Genomic DNA, 18,552 nt, shown 5'->3' on the forward strand with positions numbered 1-18,552 from the left:
AAGTATTCCTCTCAAAAAGATGATAACTCTGCGTCGGCAAAAGCCCCTTCTTTTTTTGCTGCTTTCTCTGGTCAGCGGTCTGATTGTCAGCTTTGCTCCATCCCCTGTCCAGGCCTACGTGAATTTCCCGGCCTTGCCGGATACCTATGTTAACGATCTGGCGCAGGTTTTAGATGACTCCCAGCGAGAGCAGGTGCGTTCGCAACTTCAGACCTTTCATCAGCGCACCAATCAACAGGTACTTCTAGTCACTATTAATTCCTATCAGGAGCACAGCAACCAACACGCCAGTTTCGAGGCGTTTGCGATGGAGTTGTTTAATCATCGAGGGGTGGGTAGCCGTTGGCGCAACGATGGTGTGATGCTCTTAGTGGCTCCGGGCGATCGCAAAGTGCGCATTCAATTGGGCAGTGCCTACGGCAGGGATTGGAATTCCCGTATACAAGCAGTGATTGACAACTACATGCTGCCGGATTTTCGTCGTGGCCAATTGGCGCAGGGGATCATCAACGGTGTGGGCGCCTTACTCAATACATTGCAGACCGACGGGCTAACAAATGCCGCTAGCGGTGTTCCGGCAATTGACCTGTCCAGTTTTCTTAAGTCTTTTTCTGTTCCCCTTCTGCTGCTGTTTATTGGAACTTTCTGCTTTCTTTATCCGATCTTAAGCTTAAGGCTTTTTTTCAAAATTTTCGCGTTCAACTCTGTGCAATCAGGCGATCGCTCTCGCTCCTCCTATCACAATGATGACGATGATCGCTACCACACTTACACCAGCGATGACACTTACTCCAGCTATGAGGGAGTGACAGTTCCTCGAGTAGTAGTGATGAAGGCGGGCGCTCCTCTGGCGGTGGTGCCGAGGGCAGTTGGTAAACTAATTGCCCCCTACTAGAAATGGCGATCAAGATGCTAAAATAGCGTCGTTCCGTAGCACATGAGAGACGCTCTTGACGCAGGCGACAAATCTTCCGGGCATTGATTCCCCCCAAATTGATGAGTTCTTGCAGGAATTAGCGACAATCCAAGACTCTGGCCCTAAACGGATTGCGCTCCTTGGCTCGCGTCATGTCCCCATTACCCATCAGCACCTTATTGAAATGATGAGCTATGCCCTTGTGCTGGCTGGGAATCGCCTGATGACCTCAGGTGCGGTTGGAACCAATGCGGCGGCGATTCGGGGGGCAATGCGGGCAGACCCCAATTTGTTGACGGTGATCTTGCCCCAAAGTCTAGAACGCCAGCCTCGGGAATCCCGCCAACAGCTGGATAAGGTGATGCACTTGGTGGAGAAACCTGAAAATGATCACCTCCCCCTTGCAGAAGCCAGCTCCCTCTGCAATCAGGAGATTATTTCCCGCTGTCAGCAACTGATTTGCTTTGCTTTCCACGATAGCCACACACTACTGCAAACCTGTGAACTAGCGGAAGAGCAGCACAAGGTGGTCACGCTCTTTTACTTTGATTAACTTTGATTAACTAAGGACGGTTTTCCCGACCTAGGGCAATTGCGTCCCTATGCCAGAATAGGGGCAGGATTCAAGGTTGATACTCCATGAGCGGCTTCTACAACTGGTATCGGAAGCTGTTGCGGCATCCTAAGTATCGCTGGTTCATCATTGCCGCGAGTTTGATCTATTTGCTGAGTCCTCTGGATATTTCCCCAGATTTAGTGCCGATCGTTGGCCAGCTGGATGATGTCACGGTTCTGGTCATCCTTGCCAGTGAGCTAACGCAATTGTTGGTGGAGCGCATTAAAAGCCGGCGATCGCCCAACATCACCACAACAGTAGATGTGGAAGCAGAACAGGTTTAAGGATCAATCCCGCGATCGCAAGTCACTGCCGACAGAGCGCAGCAGCCAGCGGTTTTGCACATAGCTGCGGACACCGCTAATCAGTGCCGCCGCCATCAGTAGACCAATGGCGGGCATAAAGAGGGGTTGCCATAGACGCAGCCAGAGATCAAACCCCAAGGGAAGCTCAAAGGACCGACCAGCCAGGGCAATCACAAACCAGCCAAAACTGGCCAGCACAAAGAAGGTATCGGCGACCAACAGCCAATTGATCATATCCCGCAGCCGTACCATGATTACCCCCCCAGTACCCATTGTTTGACACGGGCAAGGCTCTCCCAATCGGGTTTGCGCTTCAGGCCGTCGGCAAAGTTATCGATGACCTCTTGGCGCAGCTCAGCCACAGCGGCAACAACGGTTTGCGCCAATTCAATGTGGGGACGAACGCCCTTTTGTCCGGTTTCTAGCATTGCCACCGCCAGGTTAATGCGCGCTTGCGGGTCTTCGGGGTTGAGCTTGACCGCTTTTTGGGCAGCCTTTAGGGCAGATTGGGGCTTGTCATCCAGAAGGTAGAGCCACGCCAAGCACGTCCAAGCGGCGCTACTTTTTTGAGCACGCTGGCAAATCTCTTTGAAAGTGGGAATTAACTCTGAGGCAGGTGCTCCTTCTTTGTAGCGGGCGATCGCTGCCTCAAATTGACGTTCAACGTCGCTCACAAACTGAGATGGGGTCAAGGGCAGGACTCCTTAGGCAGAAAATGAGGTACCACAGCCACAGGTTTGGGTGGCATTGGGATTCATAAACTTAAAGCCACCACCAATAAGGGCGTTGCTGTAGTCCAACACCAAGCCATAGATGTAGAGCATACTCTTGGGATCGGAGACCACCTTGAAGCCATCATAGTCAAAGACTTCATCATCGGCACGAATATTGGCGGGGTCTTCAAAGTCCATCGTGTAGGACATCCCTGAGCAGCCACCCCCCTTGACGCCCACCCGCAAACACAGGTCTTTACCGTGTTTATCGCGGAGCTCAAGCACATGCTTGAGGGCAGCTTCGGTCATCATGATTCCCCTAGCGGGTTGTGTGGCCTGTGTCATCACCCACTCCTAAAAGACTCCAAACTTTATCGTAGCAAGTTCAGCGGTGGGTCACCATCTCGTGGGCACGCTTGAAGGCTTCGTCAAGTACCTCCGAGAGGGTGGGATGAGTGTGGACATTGAAGGCCAAGTGGCTCACCGTCTGGCGATCGCGAATGGCATTAGCCGCCTCTTGAATTAAATCCGAGGCATGGAGACCAAAGATATGCGCCCCCAGTAGCTCGCCAGTATCAGCGCGGAAGATCACCTTGGCTAGGCCATCGGTTTCGGTTTCCGCCAGGGCCTTGGAGTTGCCCTTGAAGTAGGTGCGCGCCACCTGCACCTCAAAGCCTTCTTTTTCCCCTAGCTCACGGGCTTGGGGTTCCGTCAAGCCGACAAAGCTCATTTCTGGGTGGGTAAAGGCCGCCGCAGGAATACTGCGATAGTCCACTTGGCGAGGCCGTCCGACAATTGTTTCAACAACGGCAATCCCCTGTGCCGAAGCGGCGTGGGCCAGCATCATTTTCCCCGTGGCATCACCGATCGCCCACAAATGGGGGACGGGTTTCCCTTTTTTCGTTACTGCCAAATACTCATTGACGGGGATAAAGCCACGCTTATCGGTGGTCACACCCACACTCTCTAGGCCAATGTCTTGGGTAGCGGGAATGCGACCGGTGGCCACAAGGCAGGCATCCACTTCGAGGACATCCACGACTTCTTGTGTTTTCGCATCTGCGAGTTCAATAACCACCGGGCTACCGGGGATGACACGCTTGGCTAGGGTGCCGCTGTAGGTTTCAATATCGCGCGCCGCAATCAAAATCCGCTGTGCCTGTTTGGCAATATCTGGATCAAAGGTGGGCATCAGTTGATCTAGGGCCTCAATCATTGTCACTTCGCTGCCGAGGGCCGTGTAAATATCGGCAAATTCTAGACCAATGTAGCCGCTGCCAATAATGGCCACCCACTGCGGCAACCAATCCAGCTTAATGGCATCGTCACTGGTATAAACCGTCTTACCATCTACCTCCACACCGGGGGGCACCCAAGGCACTGATCCCGTAGCAATGATAATGTCCTTGGCGGTTACGATTTTTTCCCCTGTGGGCGTGGTGATGCTCACTTTTTGGGAACCGGCTACTTTCCCTCGGCCAATGAGCGTATCCACACCGAGACGCTTGAGACTATTGGTGAGATCACTGCGGATCTTTTGAACTAAGTTGGCGGCATGGGCAGCGACGCCGGCGCGATCCACATTTACCTGCCCCAGTTGAATCCCCAAGGCTTGCCAGTGGCTGGCTTGGCGTAGTTCCCGTACCCGTCCGGCTGCCGCCAGGAGTGCCTTTGAGGGAATGCAACCGCGATTGACGCAGGTGCCCCCCATGTCTGCTGCTTCCACTATTGCTGTTTTTAGTCCAACACTGACGGCATGGAGAGCAGCCCCATGCCCCCCGACACCAGCACCAATAATGATGAGATCGTAGTCAAAGCTCAAGGACGCTTCTCCCCAACTGCATTCCCTTAGCTTATCAAAGGGCGTCCCCCCTGAGAACTTAGGCCTTTTGGCTATAGGCAGTTAGGGGTTCTTTGATCCAGCGAATATAGAGATGTTTGAATGTGGATTTGAGAACGCGGGGGGCGCCAAAGTCAATGGGCATCATTTGCTGCGGCAGTTGCCAATCGCGAATTGTTAATTCGTGGGGCTGTGCCAAGGGAAACTCAATCTCACTAAGTTCGTAGTTGTAGCCGAGGGCGGTGGCAGCGCGTTGGGTGGGAATGCGCTCAGGGTCAACATTCAGGATAGCCACAAAGGCGCGATCGAGGGCAAAAACGTCGCGACTGGCACCCAAAACATGCAGTGGTCGTGGCGTTCCACCACTGGGGCCATTGCCTTCATGGCCAATAATGCCATCCATAATTGTGAGGTCGGGGGCGATCGCCCGCGCCGTTTCCACGAGCATACGGCCAAAGCGATCGGCATCCTTACCCGCTTCCATGTGCCACCATGCCTTCATTTTGCCCGGGACACAGCCAAAGAGATTCTTCACCCCGAGGGTGAGGGTCAGTTGCACGTGGGATTTGACCTTGGGCAGGTTAATGACGACATCGGCGGCCATCGCTTCTTTGCTTAGGCGCAGGTGAGCAAATTCGGGATTGTCGGTGGCGTAGCGATCGCCATGGAATTCAATGACGGGCAAATTTAATTCTTGAATATAGGGCAGGTAGCCATTGCTGCGGGCGACCCCCAATGCGGAGCCAAAGGCGGGTCCATCCCCTAGAAAAGGTCTGCCACCGGCGGCTTGCACCATTTTGGCGACGCAATAGACCAGTTCAGGACGGGTAACACATTCCTGCTTTGGCCGTGCCCCCGTGAGTAAGTTAGGCTTGAGGAGCACGCGATCGCCCGGTTGAACAATTGCCGCCATTCCCCCCAAGGGCGCTAGGAGTTCCTCAAGGGAGGCACTGAGATGGTCAAGGTCATAGGAGGTTGCTCGCAGTAAGCTCACACGTGGCATTAGAGGTTCCTCATGGCTTGGCAGTCTTTCCCCACAGTGTGCCACAAAGCATCATAGAGAGACATCCTGTAGCCACCCCCCCGACCCACCTCAATCCCCAGGTGAAAATGAAAAAATAGCCAGAAAATACGATAAGGAGGATAGATGCCCCCCAGGGAGCGATCGCGAATGCCCCAAGGCCTTGAATCAGAATTTCGGCAGCAGGTGGATCGCCTGCATCGCTTGACCGTTGTCATGCGCTGGAGTGTGGTGCTCTTTCTTTGGCTGACTGTCGGCACATGGAGTCTTTGGGGCTTCCGTTATGAAATGAGCCTCATGCGTGAGCATTTTACGTGGGCAGCGCTGCGCTATGGCATTCTTTTCAATCGGCTGCCGGCGATCGGTTTGGCCCTGTGTATTGGCACGACCCTGAGCGTTCTGTACTGGCAGACCCGCAACATTTTCTGGGGCAGATCCCCGCGGTGGCAGCAACGTCTAGAAAAACAAGTCTTGCGCATTCGTCAGCAGGGGCAACGTCATCCCCTATGGCATTGGGTGTGTCGGCAGTAGCAGCGCTGCAAGGGGCGCTGGCACCGGGAAAATAATGAGCAATAGCAACACCAGTGCCATCAGGCCAAGGGCATCGCGCCAGTTGTCCAATTCACTGACATCATTGAGGGCAGGTTCATCAAAAGCGGGCATAAAGAACAGGATCAGTGCCCAAACAAAGAGCCACGGTTGAATAAACGAGAGAATCAGCACCAGTAAACGGCTAACTTGGCCAATGACTGCCCCCGTTCGATGGCCGTAGATTGCATGAACAATGTGACCTCCATCCAATTGACCCACAGGCATCAGGTTCAAAGCCGTCACTACCAAACCCAGCACCCCCGCCACTGCCATCGGATGCAGGTGTAGCGCACTGTTACTCTTGAGGGTGGCGCCAAAAATGGCTTTAGCAATCAGGGCCAAGAGAATCGAAATACGTGGACTCAACACTTGGGGATTGAGGGACTGCTCCGAAGCATTGGCAGGCAGTTGCACCACCTCGGACTGCTGTAACCCCCAAACTAGAATTGGTAGCGTCACGATCAACCCAGCAATAGGACCCGCAATACTAATGTCGAAGAGGGCACGGCGATGGGGAACAGGCGATCTCATCTGGATAAAGGCCCCCAGTGTGCCCATGGCAAAGGGCAGAGGAATAAAGTAGGGCAGCGTTGCCTTCACGCCGTAATACCATGCAGTGGCAAAGTGTCCCAGTTCATGGATGCCCAAAATCAACAGCAGACTCACGCTGTAGGGCAACCCCTGCCAGAGCAAACTGGGATTGAGCCGCAGTTCCGCCGCTGTCAGATCAGGCGCCACAAGTGCCAAGCCAGCAACGGTGGTGGTGAGAAAGGTTAAGGCCAGAAGGCCAAGGCTGAGACCAGGACGAAAAAGCTGTTGGGGCTGGGGCAGGCGATCGCGGGGAATCAGGGCAAAAAAAGGCTTATTACTCAAACCCATTTGAAACATGACCAGAAAGCGATCGCCAAAGCGTTGGGCAATATTGCGCTCCACTGTTTCATAGACTTGGTTGGCATCACCGCGCATTTGCCCACGGCAGATCACCGCCTGTGGACGATACTCAATTTGCTGCAGATAGTACATTCCCCAAGGGAAACAGCTCTGCAATTGCGTTTCTTCCTCCTGATTGAGGAGCTTGCCATTGTCCGTCAGTGGTGGTGGCGGGGGTGTGGGTGGCGCAGCCGGTAAGAAGGACTGGCCTCGGCGCAAGAGCACAAGGTAGAGCACCGAACTGGTGACAAAGATCAGGATCAGCCATCCCGAAGGTACAGGTGTATTCCCCAACAGCAGCAGCCAACCTGCAATAAAAAAGGCCGGCAACATCAGCACTAGCCACAGGAGCCACCAAGGGGTTTGACTGACACGGGCAGCACTCTGGCGGACAATAAAGACCAAGATTAAACCCAATACAATAAGGGAAATCCATGTCATGATTTGGATACCTGTGGCTCAACAACAGAAACTGCCCCGCCTTGTATTACCGAGGGTCTATGGGTTTCCACCCAACCGCGAGACACTGGGAGGTACTGCTTATCTCATTGTAGAAAATGATGGCAATACCCTTATTGATGCGCCCTTTTGGACAGACACAACTCAGGATTGGCTCAGGGCCCAGGGGGGCGTTCAGCGCCTTATCCTTACCCATCGCGGGGCGATCGCCCGCGTCAGGGAAATTCAGCACACCTTCAACTGCGAAGTGATCATCCATGAGCAGGAGGCGTATCTGCTGCCCCAAGTGACGGTAACCCCGTTTAACCACCATCTAGCTATCGGTGAAACCCTCGAAATTCTCTGGACACCTGGTCACTCCCCCGGCAGTGCCTGTGTCTATTGGTCTTGCCAAGGGGGCGTTCTCTTTACAGGTCGTCACCTACTCCCTACCCCTACGGGAGAACTCGCACCGATTAAAACGGCTACCACCTTCCACTGGCCCCGTCAACTGCGCAGCGTTGAAGCATTAAAAGCCTTCTGTCGGCAGAAGTGCTTAAGTTATCTGTGTCCGGGGGCAAATATAGGTTTTCTGCGGGGGACGCTGGCGATCGCCAACGCCCAAGCCGTCCTGCAAGGACTCTCAGTTGATAACCTTCTTTCTAACAAATTTTAATGTTTTCTTAATTTCCTCTCCAGAGTAATTTTCAGCACCCCGGGTTCGGAAATAGGAACTGGGAGAGATCGTTAAACCCCACTTGTATCAAGACTTCCATGCTCTATAGTGAAGGTAGCCAGAGGGAATCAGCCCAAGTCACCAGCAAAAGCAGTACAAGCAAATTTGGTTGTTGGTGCTGTTCTCTCTGTCAACCATCCCGTGGGCAATCTAAAGCCTTAAGGAGTACAGGAGGATAAGCGTATGGCACTCGTTCGTTGGGAACCGTTCCGCGAAATTGATGCAATTCAACGCCAAATGAACCGTCTATTCGATGAATTGATTCCCTTGACGGAGCGGCGCAGTGATCTTAGTTTTCTGCCCGCCGCAGAACTGGAAGAAACCCCTGAAGCCCTTTTCTTGAAAGTAGAGCTTCCGGGGATGGATCCCAAAGACATTGACGTTCAAGTTACAGCTGAAGCGGTTTCCATTAGTGGCGAACGCAAATCTGAAACCAAAACTGAAACAGAGGGCATGAAACGTACAGAATTCCGCTATGGCAAATTCCAACGGGTCATTCCTCTGCCAGTTCGGATTCAAAACACCGATGTCAAAGCCGAATACAAAGATGGTATCCTGCGCCTGACCCTGCCGAAAGCGGAAGAAGAGAAAAACCGCGTCGTCAAAGTGAGCCTTGCCTAATCCGCCCCTTTGAGGCCGAACAGTCAAGGTTGTTGAACAAATGATGACGATCCCCCAGCAATGGGGGATTTTTTTGAGCGTCAGTGAATGGCAGAAAAAGTTATGAAGCTAAAGCCACCTCAACCAGTTGTTGCAATTCACCACTTTGGTATAGCTCAATGAGAATATCGGAGCCACCAATAAACTCGCCGTTGATAAACACTTGGGGAATCGTTGGCCAGTTGGAATACTCCTTAATCCCTTGACGAATCTCAAAATCCTCAAGGACATCCACTGTTTCATAGGGGACGCCGAGGGCATTCAAAATTTGCACCGCATTGTTAGAAAAACCGCATTGGGGCATCAGCTTGCTCCCCTTCATGAAAACAATGATCTTGTTGCTCTTGACAAGGTTATCAATTTTGGCATGGAGTTCGGGTGTCATCGTTCGCTTTCCCTCTTAAGTTGACAAGTTACAAAATTGCATTCTAAATCACTGACGTTGTGCCCATTGTTGGGGAGTATAGGTCTTCAGGGCAAGGGCGTGGAGTTCATTGCTGGCCATGAGATCCTTGAGGCTGCTATAGACCAATTGGTGCTGCTGCACCAGTCCCTTGCCCTCAAAGGCGGCGGAGACCACTACCGCTTCGTAATGATCGCCACCCCCCGTCAAATCCTGTACTTGAACAAAGGCATCGGGCAAGCTGGATTGAATTAAGGTGGTCAGTTGTTCAGGAGTAACCATAGATCATTATTTATTTTTGCTGGAGGCGACAACCCTCTGAGTCTATCTTTTTTAGTGTATCGCTAGATGTTAAGTTGTTGGGGTCTGAAGGGGCTGACACTGGCGAAGGGCACGCACCAATTCCTCAAGGTGAATAGGCTTGCTCACATAATCGTCCATGCCTGCATCGAGACAAAGCTGGCGATCGCTCTCCATGGCATTGGCGGTCATGGCAATAATTCGCGGACGGGGTTTCTTGAGCCCTTGAAACAGTTGAGTCACTTCTCGGGTAGCCGTAATGCCATCCATCTCCGGCATTTGCATATCCATCAAGATTACATCGTAGGGCTGCCGCTGCACCGCATCCAGGACCTCCAAGCCGTTGGCCGCAATATCACCGCGATAGCCCAACTTTTCCAAAATCCGCAACGCCACCATCTGGTTGACCTTGTTATCTTCAGCCACCAGAATGCGCAGGGGCGGTAATTCGGTTTTTAGCTGTTCAAAGGATGGCGCTGTGGCTGGTTTGGAGGATACGGCTTTCTGCTTTTCGCAAAATAAATTATTCAGGGCATTGTACAGTGTCGATTGTTTCACGGGCTTGCTGATCAGGCTAGAGAATAGAGTCTTCTCTGACTCCGTGAGGGTATTTCCCAAGGAAGTGAGAAGGATCAGGGGCAATTGACCGTAGGCTGTGCGAATTTGGCGAGCGAGGGCAAGCCCATCCATCTCAGGCATCTGTAGGTCTAGAATAGCTACATCCGGTACCCCTTGTTGTTGGAGAAGCGTAAGGGCACTGGCCCCACTATCGGCCACCAGGGGGTGCATGTTCCATTTTTTGGTTTGTAGCGCTAGAATTTGGCGATTGGTCGCATTATCGTCGACAATAAGAACGCGGCGGTTTGCAAGGTGGCAAGTGTCATTAACTGCCTCTGGTGCCGACTTCGGATTGAGCAAAAACCGCACCGTAAAGTAAAAAACTGATCCGCTCTCGGGTATTGGAATTGACTCATAGGCCGCCGGGGGTGTTCCGCCTACGGTGAGGGGTTCTCCCGCCTTTTTGCTTTCTACCCAAATTTGCCCCCCCATCCGCTCCACAAGGCGTTGGCAGATGACTAAACCTAGTCCAGTGCCGCCATACTGACGAGTGGTGGAGGCATCCACTTGGCTAAAGGGCTTGAAAAGGCGATTCATGCCGGCTGGAGAAATACCGATCCCTGTATCCTGAATGGCAAATAAGTAGGAGTAATATGAGGGCATAAATTCATACTGACTCATCGGTGTTGGCATTGCCTTCACGTAGAGTGTGACATTGCCTTTTTGGGTAAACTTGATGGCATTGCCGATGAGATTGACAAGTACCTGTCGCAGCCGTCCCATATCGCCAATGACAGTGCAGGGCACCCCTGCATCAATGTCGGCAGCAAGTTCCACCTCACGTTCGGCGGCACGACTTGCCAATAGATCGAGGACTTCTTCAACGCAAGTGCACAGATTAAAGGGATAGCTCTCCAGCTCCAACTTACCCGACTCAATTTTCGAGAAATCGAGAATATCGTTGATTACCGCCAGCAGAGCATCCCCACTGAGGCGAATGGTATTGACAAACTCCTGTTGTTGGGGATTGAGGGGGGTGTCGAGCAGCAGTCCGGTCAGACCAATGATGGCGTTCATGGGGGTGCGAATTTCATGGCTCATGGTGGCCAAAAACTCGCTCTTGGCACGGCTGGCTTCCTCGGCAGCTTGGCGCGCTGTTTCTAGGAGCTTTTGCTGCTCCATCATTTGGGAGATATCTTCCCAGGTACCGACAAAACTATCTGTGGCGCTGCTTTGCTGGAGGGGAATGATGCGGGCGTTAATCCAGTGACTGCTGCTATCGTGATGGACAATTCGAAATTTCTCATGGAAAGGTACTCTTTGCTGCTGGCATGTTGCCCAGGCTTTCAAGACGCGATCGCGATCCTCAGGATGGAGACGTTCTATCCACCGCTGTTGAGCTTCCTCTAGGCTGTGAACCTGCAACAGTTGCAGTAGCCTCTGGTTAAGAAACGTGGGTTGTCCTTGGGCATCCAGGGTAAAAATCCCCACAGGTGCCATTTCACTGACACTGCGAAAGCGGGCGTTACTGGTTTCCAGTAGCTTCTGTAAGCTCCGTTTGCGTTGGCGATCGCGGGCTATGAGTAGGACAGCTACGGCGGCCAAGAGACAGAGTGCAGTAAAGGAGAGCAAGAAGTCGCGATTTAAGCGCTCCAGGTATAACTCTATGGAGCTGTTGGGTACGAATCCAATCAACCACCAACGAATGTTACTTTGGAGGCGAGATGAATGCGCTGCGCTCTCAGCAGAGACAGAGTCCTCCTTCAACGGAGAAAAACTTTGATAGACAAATAAGCCATCGGCGCTAAACAGGCTGCCCCTCGACTGATGTTGCATTTGCTGCCACAGGAGGGGGTACTGCTGGCGGACAGTGAACTGCCGTCGCTCAGGAAAATGAAATCCCCACTGCTCGCGAATATCTTCCCCAAGAAGCCAATAGCCCTGATTGTTTGCGAGCAGGCACAACCCTCCTTGGGTGTTACATAGCCCAAGCAGCGCCTCGAAAAGATGGTTGACTTGGTAACGGAGAAGGAGCACTCCCTTGCGTGTGGACTGGTGGTACAGAGGTACCCCCACATACACCACCGGCAACGGAAAACGCAGGCTTTCGGTCTCTATAATGTCCACAGGGGAGACAAACACTTGATCAGGAGCTAATTCCCGAAGGAGAGGCCAGTAGGGGGGAGTGGCTTGCAGCGGAGAGCGGGGGGTAATCTGGGGCATTGCCCTCCACTGAAAACGGATTCTGCCCCTGCTATCCAGCACATAAAGGAGATCGTAATACTTCTTAAAGTGATGCCACTGCTCCACTGTGTCCTGTGCTTCTTGATCTATGTCCTCCCTCTGTTCCCTAGCGGTGCTATCAACTAACTCGTGCCAGAGATGAAGGCTGGCCAACACCTTGAGATCATTTACAGTATCGCCGAAGGTATTCGCCAGCATCAAGTTAATATTCTCTAGTTTACTTTCTTGTTCTACTCGAAGCTCCTTGAGAAGCGCCTGCCGTTCGCTAAAGTAAAGTGGTGTCAAAAGAGCAGCTATTGCTGCGGTTGTCGGCAAAAGAAGCTGAAGGAGGGAGAGCAAAGGAAAGCGAAACATGAAGATTCTCACCCGCGGTGACGATTCTTTGAAGAGGAAACTGCCGATGCAACACTTATCAAAACAATTATCAAATAGTGTATCGTGGGGAATGAAGTGATGGTTGAGTTCCGATCGAGCGATGATTGAACCTTTACTATGTGGGATTGTTTTAGGGCTGATTCCAGTGACGTTGGCAGGGCTATTCTTTGCTGCCTACCAACAATACAAGCGGGGCAGCCAGCTTGAACTCTAGGGCATTGCCCAAAACACGATTTGCGAAGACCACTCCTGACTATGGCTTTGCCGATTGTTGCTGTCGTTGGCCGCCCCAATGTGGGCAAATCAACCTTTGTGAACCGCCTAGCCGGCGAACGGGATGCCATTGTCCACGATGAGCCGGGAGTAACTCGCGATCGCACCTACCGACCAGCTTTTTGGCAAGATCGGGAATTTTTGGTCGTGGATACCGGGGGCTTAGTGTTTGATGATGATAGTGACTTTTTGCCCCTGATTCGTCAGCAGGCAGAGCTTGCCCTGCAGGAGGCCACGGCAGCGATTTTTGTGGTAGATGGTCAAGCAGGGCCTACGGCGCTCGACTATGAGATTGCGGCGTGGTTGCGCCAGCTTCCTGTACCCATTTTAGTGGCGGTGAATAAATGCGAGTCGCGCCAAATGGGTCAAGTACAGGCGGCGGAGTTTTGGTCCCTGGGGCTGGGAGAACCCTACCCGATTTCTAGTATCCACGGCAGCGGTACGGGGGAGTTGCTGGATCAATTGATTACCTACTTGCCATCGGGGGAAACGCTTCCCGAGGGGCCGGAGATTCAGGTGGCCATTGCAGGGCGTCCCAATGTGGGTAAATCTAGCTTGCTCAATGCCCTAATTGGGAGCGATCGCGCCATTGTCAGTCCGATTTCAGGTACCACCCGCGACGCCATTGACACAGTGATTGAACACGAGGGCACCCAGTACCGCTTCATTGATACCGCTGGTATTCGGAAACGGACTCATGTGGCCTATGGGCCCGAGATGTTTAGTGTCCATCGTGCCTTTAAGGCCATTCACCGCTCCGACGTGGTGCTGTTGGTGTTGGATGCCCTTGAAGACATTACCGAACAGGATCAACGCTTGGCAGGGCACATCGCCGATCAGGGGCGGGCCTGTGTGCTGATTGTGAACAAGTGGGATGCCGTCCCCGACAAAGATACCTATACCATTAACGCTTATCGCGATCGCCTATATCAGCGGTTGCATTTTCTGGAGTGGGCAGATGCCCTTTTTGTCAGTGCCCATACGGGTCAACGCCTTGACAAAATTTTTGCGGCGGTGGATGCGGCGGTTGAACAACACCGTCGCCGCGTCAGTACAGCAGTGGTGAATGAAGTCATTCAAGAAGCCCTACGCTGGCATACTCCCCCCGCCACTCGCCAAGGCCGCCAAGGGAAAATCTACTACGCTACCCAAGTCGCCACCCAGCCGCCAACATTTGCGATTTTTGTCAACGATGCCAAACTCTTCAAGGATAACTATCGCCGCTACATTGAGAGCCAAATTCGTCAGCAGCTAGGATTTCGGGGTACCCCAATTCGCCTCCTTTGGCGGAGCAAGAAACCTCGTGAAGCTGCTGAGTTGGTTGCCCATTAGGGCTGTCGTTCAACTTTTTTCACCAAGCTAAATTTTCCGCTTTGGCCATCATCACTCATCTCAATCTGACCGACGTAAAAGAAGCGTTGCAGCACCTCTCCCTCAGGTGTAAAGCGAATTTCTCCAAGGGGGGTTTCATAGACTCCCTTGAGAATCTCTTGGTTCAAGGCCTGACGCAAATCTGCAAGGGGCAATTCCGACACGTTCTTTTCTTGGGAAAGGCGCGCTAAGGAGTCCGCAAAGACCTGAACCGCCGTAAAGGCTTGGGCACTGAACTGAGAGGGGACTTGGCCATATTTGGCTTCAAAGGCGTTGCGGAACTTGACGTTCATCGGATCGGGGTTTTCGGAATTATAGGCCTGCGCCACCAGAACCCCATTACAGAGACGACGACAGACAGGGAGGATGTTGACGGTATTGACGCCATTGCCCCCCAAAATTAACCCTTGGTAGCCCAGTTCCCGCAGTTGACGAATGAGGTTACCGCCGTCCGCCGCTAGGCCAGAGATGACAATTAAGTCCGGTTTGACACTGAGGGTGGCATTGATTTGGGCTTGGAAATTTGTATCAGTGGTTTGGGTTTGCTGGACACTCACCAGTTCAAGCTTGGGATGCTCACGAATGGCTTTTTGAAAAATCTCGGTTTCTGACCGACTAAAGGCATCATCTTGGGCAAAGAAGACAGCCACTCGGCGAATGTTGGGGTTAATCTCAAGGGCCGCTTGAATCGCCGTGGGCGCCACCACCTCCACCCCTGCGGAGACGCGACTAATGAAGGCACCAATTTCAGGAATGCCACGGGCTGTATTGGAGGGAGCGACAACCGGTACCCCCGCTTGCTCGGCAATGGGATCGGCACTAAAGGCTTGCTGCGAGAGGGTAGGGCCGACAATACCAATCACGCGATCGCCATTGATCAAGGTTTGAAAAACATTCACTGCGCCGGCCTCATCACTGCCGGTATCCTGAATCACCAGCCGCAGGGTCTGCTCCTTGATTTGGCCTGATTGATTAAAAAATTCGGCGGCGACTCGCACCCCCTGGAGTTGCTCTTGGCCGTAGAGAGCCGCATTACCCGTTTGGGCGAGGGCAACCCCAAGGGGCAATGCATTCTTGTTTGCTGAGGGAGACTCGGTTGCCGTACAACTGCTGAGGGCGATCGCCCCCAATGCAAGCATTAACCAGGGATACTTCACCGCCAATTAGACCCGTGCTTCCAAGGACTTCAGGTATTCTGTATTCACCCCAGACTCGCGCACAAGGGCAATTTTACCGGTGCGGGCAATTTCGCGAATCCCAAATTTATTCAGCATTTGTACTAGGGCAACCATTTTGCCAGGGTCACCGGAGACCTCGATGATTAGTGAATCGTCGGACACATCCACCACCTTAGCGCGGAAAATTTGCACCAGTTCCAAAATTTCAGAGCGGGTACTGGCGGTGGCATTCACCTTCAGGAGCATCAGTTCCCGTTCTACACAGGGAATTGTGGTAATATCCTGTACCTTGAGGACGTTGATCAGCTTGTAGAGTTGCTTGGTCAACTGCTCAATGACAGCATCATCTCCAGGCACCACCATCGTAATACGGGAGATGCCAATTTGCTCTGCCGGTCCTACCGCCAAGCTCTCGATGTTAAAGCCACGCCGCGCAAATAGACCGGCAATGCGAGTGAGGACACCCGCCTCATCTTCCACCAAAACCGATAGGGTATGTTTCATAACTGGGATTGAATCTGGCTGCCGTGCTGGGATGCTGATTCTCTTTAGTTTAGCGGACAAGCCGACACTCTGCGAAGAGGCGGTGGGCAATGCGAAAGAGTTCCTGCCCTGTATGCAGATAGCGATCGTCGTAACTGTGGCTAAATTGCTCTAGCTCGTCGAGACCATCCACCAGTTGATTCAAACAGTAATAGAGGTGGGCTGCCACCTTGGCGACAGCTGCGGGGTTGGGTTGGGCTTGAAATGTATAGCGGGCACGGGTAAGGGCGCGGCGACAGTCCTGCAAGTAGGTGAGGAACTGATCCATGAGGTCATCATCAAAGGGATCGGCAGCGAGGGCATCAATCTGCGGGGGGAGCGATCGCAAGACCGCGTCAATAATCTGAGTCACGGGCTTGTAGGTGAGTGCCAGCCATTGTCCTAGCTCGCGATCGGCAGCTTGGAAACCCCGAACATCGAGCCTAGCGTCTTTGGGGTGGACACGGTACTGGGCATCATAGGCTTGCCGAGACTGCTCATCCCCCAAGATTTCATAGGCGGCGTTAATGGCAGCCATTCGCTCGTGGCTGGAGCGATCGCTGGGGTGGTAGTCGGGGTGATACTGCTTTACTAAGCGCCGATAGGCGGCCTTAATCTCGGCTTGGGTGGCAGTAACGGCCACCTGTAGGGTCACGTAGGGATTGGGCTGGGGCATGGAAATTGTGGGCAGACCTCTATATTTAGGTTAAAGTGCTGATTTGGCGGTGTCGAGAAATGGTTATCTATGGAACTGCAAGAACGCCTTGGGGGAGCCAATATCTATCTTGTGGGCATGATGGGTGCCGGTAAAACCACCACGGGTCGCATCCTGGCACAACGCTTGGGCTACGGTTTTGTGGATACCGATGCTGTGATTACGGAGTTTTGCCAACGACCGATTCGCGAGATCTTTGCCCAAGAGGGGGAGCCTGCCTTTCGCAAGTTAGAACAACAGGTTCTAGCACAAGTCTCTAGTTACCATCACTTGGTGGTGGCCACAGGTGGCGGCATTGTCCTTAACCCGATGAACTGGAGCTATCTGCATCACGGTATTGTGGTCTGGCTTCATGTCCCCCTTGCGGTGCTCTGTCAACGCCTGCGCCAAGATCAAGAGCGGCCCCTACTGCAGGAACAACCCCTTGAGGAACGCTTGAGTGAACTGCTGCAAGCGCGTCAATACCTCTATGCTCAGGCAGATTTAGAGCTAAGGATCACGGTGGAAGATACCCCGGAAACGGTGTGCGATCGCCTGTTGGAAACGCTACCCCATATCTTGAAACCAATGGAACCATGCTAGAGGTTTTGGCCATTCTTTCAGCGGCAGCAGCAGGGGGACTACGCCTGGCACTTCCCCTCCTGTTGATAGGTCTATTGCAGGGGGAACAACTCTGGTCACAGGTACCTTTGTTGCGCCATTGTTCCCCCTATTGGGTAGTTGGTGTGCTGGCTGCTTGGTCGTTCCTGGAGATCTTTCTTTCTGGGAACCTCTGGGGCTACCGCTTCATTATCCTTGTGCAACTGTGCTTTAGCCCCCTTGTGGGTGCCCTCCTTGGCATGACCGTGGCAACAGCAACAGATACACCCCAGTGGCTCATTGGTACCTTTAGTGGTCTTTTTGCCTTTGTGTTGCAATTGGTGCAGGTGGGCTGGTTTTATCGCCTAGGGAAGCTACCCCGTTGGGTCATTGTCGGGCAGGATATCCTGTGTGTGCTGTTAGTTTTATTTGCCCTGAGGGCACCCAAGCAGGGCGGGTTGATTGCCTTACTCCTGTTGTGGTTGGCCGTTCGCAGTGCTAAGGATTGGCAGCAACGACATCGGTACTCCCGTCGCCGCAGGTTAAATTCTTAGCACTTGTGCTAGAGTCTCTCTAGCGTGGCAGGAGGAGGTGGATGTGAAGCGACAGGTATTCATCGCAACAGCAATGATGAGTGGGGCGATCGCTAGCCATACCGCCTTTGCCATGCCTTCCCCCATGCAACAACTTCTGCAAACCAATGCTTGTCCTGGCTGTGACCTGCGGCATGTTGATTTGCGCGGCTATAACTTGGCGGGGGCAAATTTGCGGGGTGCCAATCTTGAGGGCGCCAACCTCCAGGATACCAACCTCATGGTGGCCAATTTGGTAGGGGCAAATCTGAGTAATGCCAACCTCACCGCCGCCTATTTAGAACGAGCCAACCTAGAACAGGTCAATCTTAGTGGTGCTAACCTTAGCCGTGCAATTTTGCGCCACAGTCGTGCTCGCCGTGCCAATTTCAGCAACAGCAACTTAACGGGAGCCGATGTCCGCTGTGGGGATTTTCGCCGCGCCAATCTCAACGGTGCTACCTTTGAGCAAGCCAATATGCAGTGGGCACGGTTAAACAATGCCACGGTCGGTCAGACCAACTTTAGCGATGCTTACCGTCCCCGTATGCCCTATCGCCGCCATCTCCCCTAAACGCGGGGGGTAGCACTCATCAGTTCGTAGGGAACCTTGGTGCCCCCAAGGCCGCAGTAGCCATTCACATTGCGGTGGAGGTATTGCTGGTGGTAGGGTTCGGCAAAGTAAAATTCAGGTGC

General features: G+C 53.0%; 23 protein-coding genes and 1 pseudogene. 11 read left to right on the forward strand and 13 right to left on the reverse strand.

Annotated elements, in window-relative coordinates; all coding sequences use genetic code 11:
- From H8Q75_RS00290 to H8Q75_RS00300, 3 genes are all read left to right on the forward strand, one after another.
- Positions 1-895: TPM domain-containing protein (locus H8Q75_RS00290; protein ID WP_297039420.1), on the forward strand; the 895-nt coding region annotated here is incomplete at its 5' end.
- A gap of 55 nt (positions 896-950) precedes the next feature.
- Positions 951-1,469: a hypothetical protein gene (locus tag H8Q75_RS00295; RefSeq protein ID WP_024125793.1), complete on the forward strand. Its 519-nt coding sequence runs from the start codon at positions 951-953 to the stop codon at positions 1,467-1,469.
- A gap of 86 nt (positions 1,470-1,555) precedes the next feature.
- The gene (locus H8Q75_RS00300) at positions 1,556-1,816 is read left to right on the forward strand and encodes a DUF1232 domain-containing protein (RefSeq protein ID WP_024125794.1); all 261 of its coding nucleotides are present in this window, start codon (positions 1,556-1,558) and stop codon (positions 1,814-1,816) included.
- Positions 1,817-1,819: 3 nt separating this feature from the next.
- Here H8Q75_RS00300 and H8Q75_RS00305 read toward each other — a convergent pair whose 3' ends face one another.
- Genes H8Q75_RS00305 through H8Q75_RS00325 form a run of 5 tightly spaced genes read right to left on the reverse strand, consistent with a single transcriptional unit; the run spans position 1,820 to position 5,393 of the window.
- Positions 1,820-2,089 (reverse strand): hypothetical protein, encoded by a 270-nt coding sequence (locus tag H8Q75_RS00305; RefSeq protein WP_024125795.1) that lies wholly within the window; start codon positions 2,087-2,089, stop codon positions 1,820-1,822.
- 2 nt (positions 2,090-2,091) lie between these two features.
- Entirely contained in the window at positions 2,092-2,529 is a 438-nt protein-coding gene (locus H8Q75_RS00310; RefSeq protein ID WP_297039434.1) for a tetratricopeptide repeat protein, read from the reverse strand.
- A gap of 12 nt (positions 2,530-2,541) precedes the next feature.
- Positions 2,542-2,895 carry an iron-sulfur cluster assembly accessory protein gene (locus H8Q75_RS00315; RefSeq protein ID WP_041429286.1) on the reverse strand — a complete coding sequence of 118 codons (354 nt, stop codon included), beginning with the start codon at positions 2,893-2,895 and terminating at the stop codon, positions 2,542-2,544.
- Between the two features lie 40 nt (positions 2,896-2,935).
- Entirely contained in the window at positions 2,936-4,372 is a 1,437-nt protein-coding gene (gene lpdA / locus H8Q75_RS00320) for a dihydrolipoyl dehydrogenase (protein ID WP_024125798.1), read from the reverse strand.
- Positions 4,373-4,430: 58 nt separating this feature from the next.
- On the reverse strand, positions 4,431-5,393 hold the full coding sequence (locus H8Q75_RS00325; RefSeq protein WP_024125799.1) for a DUF362 domain-containing protein: 963 nt from the start codon (positions 5,391-5,393) through the stop codon (positions 4,431-4,433).
- A 144-nt stretch (positions 5,394-5,537) separates the two neighbouring features.
- Here H8Q75_RS00325 and H8Q75_RS00330 point away from each other — a divergent pair, with 144 nt between their 5' ends.
- The gene (locus tag H8Q75_RS00330; RefSeq protein ID WP_024125800.1) at positions 5,538-5,942 is read left to right on the forward strand and encodes a hypothetical protein; all 405 of its coding nucleotides are present in this window, start codon (positions 5,538-5,540) and stop codon (positions 5,940-5,942) included.
- Here H8Q75_RS00330 and H8Q75_RS00335 read toward each other — a convergent pair.
- Complete coding sequence (locus H8Q75_RS00335; protein WP_024125801.1) at positions 5,916-7,373, reverse strand: site-2 protease family protein; 1,458 nt, start codon at positions 7,371-7,373, stop codon at positions 5,916-5,918. The two genes, H8Q75_RS00330 and H8Q75_RS00335, sit on opposite strands and share 27 nt — an antisense overlap.
- Here H8Q75_RS00335 and H8Q75_RS00340 point away from each other — a divergent pair.
- Positions 7,372-8,046: an MBL fold metallo-hydrolase gene (locus tag H8Q75_RS00340; protein WP_024125802.1), complete on the forward strand. Its 675-nt coding sequence runs from the start codon at positions 7,372-7,374 to the stop codon at positions 8,044-8,046. The two genes, H8Q75_RS00335 and H8Q75_RS00340, sit on opposite strands and share 2 nt — an antisense overlap.
- A gap of 243 nt (positions 8,047-8,289) precedes the next feature.
- Complete coding sequence (locus tag H8Q75_RS00345) at positions 8,290-8,727, forward strand: Hsp20/alpha crystallin family protein (protein ID WP_024125803.1); 438 nt, start codon at positions 8,290-8,292, stop codon at positions 8,725-8,727.
- A gap of 100 nt (positions 8,728-8,827) precedes the next feature.
- Here the strand turns inward: H8Q75_RS00345 and grxD are convergent, their stop codons facing one another.
- From grxD to H8Q75_RS00360, 3 genes are all read right to left on the reverse strand, one after another.
- Positions 8,828-9,151 (reverse strand): Grx4 family monothiol glutaredoxin, encoded by a 324-nt coding sequence (gene grxD, locus H8Q75_RS00350; RefSeq protein WP_024125804.1) that lies wholly within the window; start codon positions 9,149-9,151, stop codon positions 8,828-8,830.
- 48 nt (positions 9,152-9,199) lie between these two features.
- Positions 9,200-9,451: a BolA family transcriptional regulator gene (locus tag H8Q75_RS00355; protein ID WP_024125805.1), complete on the reverse strand. Its 252-nt coding sequence runs from the start codon at positions 9,449-9,451 to the stop codon at positions 9,200-9,202.
- Positions 9,452-9,520: 69 nt separating this feature from the next.
- Positions 9,521-12,625 carry a response regulator gene (locus H8Q75_RS00360; RefSeq protein WP_297039454.1) on the reverse strand — a complete coding sequence of 1,035 codons (3,105 nt, stop codon included), beginning with the start codon at positions 12,623-12,625 and terminating at the stop codon, positions 9,521-9,523.
- A gap of 121 nt (positions 12,626-12,746) precedes the next feature.
- Here H8Q75_RS00360 and petG point away from each other — a divergent pair, with 121 nt between their 5' ends.
- Together petG and der are read left to right on the forward strand one after the other, a co-directional pair.
- Positions 12,747-12,860: a cytochrome b6-f complex subunit V gene (petG, locus tag H8Q75_RS00365; RefSeq protein WP_011056721.1), complete on the forward strand. Its 114-nt coding sequence runs from the start codon at positions 12,747-12,749 to the stop codon at positions 12,858-12,860.
- Positions 12,861-12,901: 41 nt separating this feature from the next.
- Positions 12,902-14,251, forward strand: coding sequence for a ribosome biogenesis GTPase Der (gene der / locus H8Q75_RS00370; protein ID WP_297039457.1), 1,350 nt, complete (start codon positions 12,902-12,904; stop codon positions 14,249-14,251).
- Here the strand turns inward: der and H8Q75_RS00375 are convergent.
- The 3 genes from H8Q75_RS00375 to H8Q75_RS00385 are packed head-to-tail and all read right to left on the reverse strand — an operon-like array spanning position 14,248 to position 16,666.
- Positions 14,248-15,429, reverse strand: a complete 1,182-nt coding sequence (locus tag H8Q75_RS00375; protein ID WP_051372903.1) for an ABC transporter substrate-binding protein — start codon at positions 15,427-15,429, stop codon at positions 14,248-14,250. The genes der and H8Q75_RS00375 overlap by 4 nt on opposite strands.
- 24 nt (positions 15,430-15,453) lie before the next feature.
- Positions 15,454-15,972, reverse strand: coding sequence for an acetolactate synthase small subunit (gene ilvN / locus H8Q75_RS00380; protein ID WP_011056724.1), 519 nt, complete (start codon positions 15,970-15,972; stop codon positions 15,454-15,456).
- Between the two features lie 49 nt (positions 15,973-16,021).
- Positions 16,022-16,666, reverse strand: a complete 645-nt coding sequence (locus H8Q75_RS00385; protein WP_024125809.1) for a J domain-containing protein — start codon at positions 16,664-16,666, stop codon at positions 16,022-16,024.
- A gap of 69 nt (positions 16,667-16,735) precedes the next feature.
- Between H8Q75_RS00385 and H8Q75_RS00390 the strand changes: the two genes are divergently transcribed.
- From H8Q75_RS00390 to H8Q75_RS00400, 3 genes are read left to right on the forward strand one after another with little or no spacing between them, the layout of a single operon-like run.
- A complete protein-coding gene (locus H8Q75_RS00390; protein ID WP_024125810.1) occupies positions 16,736-17,287 on the forward strand; it encodes a shikimate kinase in 552 nt (183 codons plus the stop codon).
- Positions 17,281-17,838 (forward strand): DUF4126 domain-containing protein, encoded by a 558-nt coding sequence (locus tag H8Q75_RS00395; RefSeq protein ID WP_024125811.1) that lies wholly within the window; start codon positions 17,281-17,283, stop codon positions 17,836-17,838. Before H8Q75_RS00390 ends, H8Q75_RS00395 begins: the two co-directional genes overlap by 7 nt.
- 43 nt (positions 17,839-17,881) lie before the next feature.
- Positions 17,882-18,430, forward strand: a complete 549-nt coding sequence (locus H8Q75_RS00400) for a pentapeptide repeat-containing protein (protein ID WP_297039473.1) — start codon at positions 17,882-17,884, stop codon at positions 18,428-18,430.
- Here H8Q75_RS00400 and H8Q75_RS00405 read toward each other — a convergent pair.
- Positions 18,427-18,552: pseudogene (locus H8Q75_RS00405) on the reverse strand (peptide-methionine (S)-S-oxide reductase); the annotation flags it as partial. The gene H8Q75_RS00400 and the pseudogene H8Q75_RS00405 overlap by 4 nt on opposite strands.

The sequence above is a fragment of the Thermosynechococcus sp. OHK43 genome (assembly GCF_014466085.1).
Taxonomy (GTDB): Bacteria; Cyanobacteriota; Cyanobacteriia; order Thermosynechococcales; family Thermosynechococcaceae; genus Thermosynechococcus.